The following is a 2,615-nucleotide window of genomic DNA, read 5'->3' on the forward strand; positions in this document are numbered from 1 at the left end:
CGCCCGGACCGGAGCCGGGCGCGGGTCAGGCCCAGAGGTGCCCGCCGAGGGTGCCGCCCTCGGAGACGCCGGGCAGGACGTAGGCGACGGCCGAGGCGGTGTGGGTGACGAAGGGGTTCAGGGCGTCGCGGGCGGCGAGCCGCTCCTGGACCCGGGTGAACTGGCCGGTGTCGCGGACGAAGGCGCAGAAGAGCAGGCCGCGGTCCTCGGGGCCGTCGTCGTAGCTGTAGCCGCGGCGCAGCATCCGGGCGCCGCCGTCGAGGCGGGGGCCGGTCAGCCGGACGTGGGCGGTGACGGGGATGACGTAGGCGCCGTCGGGGTGCTTGGCGTAGAGGTCGGGTTCGTCGCGTTCCGCGGTGCCGGTCAGCGGGGCGCCGTCGCCGGCCCGGCGGCCCATCGCGAGGTTCCGCTGCTCCTCGGGGAGGGCGGCGAAGGCCGCGGTGTCCAGCCGGATCCGCCGGTAGACCAGGACAGTGGCGTGCTCGTGCGGCCCGGGCGGGCCCCAGACCCACTGGCGGGCGCTCTCCTCGTCGGGGTTGGCGGTGCCGTCCTTGAAGCCGAACAGGTTGCGGGGCGTGGCACCCGGGGCGGTCACGGGCAGGAAACCGCGCTGCGACCAGCGGGGCGCGGCGCCGGCGGCCCGGGCGTCGGTGACGGCGAGTTCGGTGACGACGGAGAGCGTCCAGGGGTCGGCGGCGGACAGCTGGAGCAGCAGGTCACCGCCACCGCGGGCGGGGTCCAGGCGGTCGCCGGGGAACGGCGGCAGCTCGGCCAGGCCGGCGGGCGCGGGGAGGCCGAGGCGGGCGGTGAGCGCGGGCCCCAGGCCGACCAGCGAGGTGATCCTGGCGGGACCGACGGTGCTCAGGCGGGGCTCGGCCCCGGGCCGGGCGGCGGAGGCCAGCGTGCCGGTCCAGCGGGAGAGCAGGGCGCGCAGGGTCTCCCGGTCCGCGGCGGCGGAGGCCGCCGGGAGGTCGAAGGCGAGCAGTCCGGTGGCCGGGAGCTGGGCCGCCGTCACCCCGGCCTGCCGGGCGCCGTGGAAGGGAACCGGGCCCTCCTCGGGAGGCGCGCCCGCGGTGCCACCGCCGTGCGCCGCGCCGTCGCCGCCCGCGAGCCGGCCGGCCGTCGCCCCGACGCCCGCGGCGAGCACCGCACCGGCCGCCAGCAGGGCCCTTCGCCGTCCGGGACCGGACGCGGCCGACGGGTTCGGGGGCGACGTGTTTTCCGGTTCGGTGGGCATGCGCCCTATTGGAGACGATAGAACACCTGCCATGCAAATCATGTTTCCTGATTGCCGGTCAGCTCGTATGACCGGTGCTTTCCCGGTGGTCGCGGCGCTCGTCCTGGCGGCCGCCGGGTGCTCGTCCGCGGGTCCGGCCCCGGAGGACGCCGGGCATCCCGCCGGGACCGTGGTCCGCGTCCCGGAGGACTTCGCCACCGTCCAGAAGGCCGTGGACGTCGCCCGGGAGGGCGACACGGTGCTGGTGGGCCCCGGCACCTACCGCGAGAGCGTGCGCGTCGCCCGGCGCGACGTCGTGCTGCGCGGGACCGACCGCTCGGCCGTGGTGTTCGACGGCGGGCTGAAGCTGGCCAACGGCATCACCGTCACCGGCCCCGGGTCGGTGGTGGAGAACCTCACCGTGCACGGCTACCTGGCCAACGGCGTGCTGTTCACCGGCGTGACCGACGAGAAGCTGCAGCAGCGCGGGGCGGGCGGCTCGGCCTACGACCCGCTGGACACCGCCCGCTTCCCGCCCGTGGAGGGCTTCCGGGCGACCCGGGTGACGTCGTACAACAACGGTCTCTACGGCATCTACGCCTTCGACGCCCGGGGCGGCGTGATCGAGGACTCCTACGCTTCCGGGCACGCCGACTCCGGCATCTACGTGGGGCAGTGCAAGCCCTGCGACACCCTGGTGCGCGGCAACACGGTGGAGCGCAACGCGGTCGGCATCGAGCTGACCAACGCCTCCGACAACCTGTCGATCCTGGGCAACCGGGCGGCCGGGAACCGGGTCGGCGTCACCGTCAACTCCAACGACCTGGAGGCGCTGGCCCCGCAGCGCGGCGCGGTGATCGCGGGCAACGTGGTGGTCGACAACAACGCCGCGGACTCGCCGCAGCAGGCGGACGGCGGGTTCGGCATCGGCATCGGCATCGGCGGCGGGACGGCGAACCGGGTGGAGCGCAACCTGGTCCGCGGCAACCGCGCGGCCGGGGTGATCGTCACCGACCCGTCGGGGCACCCGGCGAGCGGCAACCGGGTCGAGGGCAACCAGGTGGACGGCAACGGCACCGACCTGGTGCTCGCCTCGGCGGACCCGGGCAACTGCTTCGGCGGCAACCGGCCCGGCACGCAGAGCCCGGACGGGCTGGAGGCCGCGGCGGCCTGCGGCGGACCGGCACGCGGGCCGCTGGCGGCCGGCCGGGCGTCGGCGGTCCAGGCGCCGCCCGGGGTGCCGTTCAGCCAGGTGCCGGCGCCGCCCGCACAGCCGTCCCTGGCGGACCCGGCGGCGCCCGCCCGTGCGGCGACGGGCCTGCCGGGGGCGGTGGACCCGGCGGCGTACCCGCTGCCGGCGGACGCGGGGGCGCTGCCGCCGCGGCCGGCGGGGTGACGG

2 protein-coding genes are annotated in these 2,615 nt (G+C 76.9%); one reads left to right on the forward strand and one right to left on the reverse strand.

Annotation, left to right across the window (positions count from 1 at the left end; genetic code table 11):
• Positions 1-25: 25 nt before the first annotated feature.
• Positions 26-1,237, reverse strand: a complete 1,212-nt coding sequence (locus tag ACFCX4_RS35820; protein ID WP_376151593.1) for a Dyp-type peroxidase — start codon at positions 1,235-1,237, stop codon at positions 26-28.
• Between the two features lie 67 nt (positions 1,238-1,304).
• Between ACFCX4_RS35820 and ACFCX4_RS35825 the strand changes: the two genes are divergently transcribed.
• Positions 1,305-2,612 (forward strand): nitrous oxide reductase family maturation protein NosD, encoded by a 1,308-nt coding sequence (locus ACFCX4_RS35825; RefSeq protein ID WP_376151595.1) that lies wholly within the window; start codon positions 1,305-1,307, stop codon positions 2,610-2,612.
• The last annotated feature ends 3 nt before the right edge of the window (positions 2,613-2,615 follow it).

The sequence above is a fragment of the Kitasatospora sp. NPDC056327 genome, from assembly GCF_042261735.1.
GTDB lineage: Bacteria > Actinomycetota > Actinomycetes > Streptomycetales > Streptomycetaceae > Kitasatospora.

Excerpts from the sequence above, each read along its gene's own strand:
- ACFCX4_RS35820 (WP_376151593.1), bottom strand. The coding sequence starts at position 1,237 with ATGCCCACCGAACCGGAAAACACGTCGCCCCCGAACCCGTCGGCCGCG.
- ACFCX4_RS35825 (WP_376151595.1), top strand. The coding sequence starts at position 1,305 with ATGACCGGTGCTTTCCCGGTGGTCGCGGCGCTCGTCCTGGCGGCCGCC.